At 54.6% G+C, this 575-nt stretch carries 1 protein-coding gene; it reads right to left on the reverse strand.

What is annotated here, in order from left to right; all coding sequences use genetic code 11:
- Nucleotides 1-403 (reverse strand): hypothetical protein (locus tag BG61_RS38820; RefSeq protein ID WP_152565302.1); only part of this gene is annotated, 403 nt, incomplete at its 3' end.
- Between the last annotated feature and the right edge of the window lie 172 nt (nt 404-575).

The following is a 575-nucleotide window of genomic DNA, read 5'->3' on the forward strand; positions in this document are numbered from 1 at the left end:
ACGCCGGATGAAAAGTGCTTGCATCATCAGCTGTCAGAGGTGGGTCTTGCGCGACAGCAATGAAGTGCTCCTTTGATTGCCGTGGCCAGTTGGGCAGGTCGAGGGTGGGCGTGAGTCTGGCTAGCGGACCCTTCAGGCGCTTTGAATCGGTGCCTCCGATTGCGGCAACCGCAATCGGATACGTCGTATCGGTGCATATAACGAACCCACTGTTGGAGCCGCTTTGGGAATCGAGACACCCTGGTGCGTGCAAGGTGTCAAGTTCGGCACCGCCGAACGACAACTCACGCTTGCCGTTGGAATTGGTCGCTGCCAGCCGTTTCTCCTTCCCGGGGTCGCAGGCTAGCAGCGGGCGCATGACAGCCAAATCAAGCGGCTGCGCCATCTGAGTTTTTTTCAGCACGGACGCTATCCAGACGTTGCGCGCCTAAAATTCGCAGCGTTATCAAGTGTGCTAGTTATAAGTAACTGAAAATGGTGGATGGCGGTTAATGTAAAATCCCCATCGTGCCCCAAAACAAGGGTTTTAGTTCTGTCTTCAGGAATCTTGACCTTACCCCATTGAAGTAACCCAC

The sequence above is a fragment of the Caballeronia glathei genome, assembly GCF_000698595.1.
Classification (GTDB): domain Bacteria; phylum Pseudomonadota; class Gammaproteobacteria; order Burkholderiales; family Burkholderiaceae; genus Caballeronia; species Caballeronia glathei.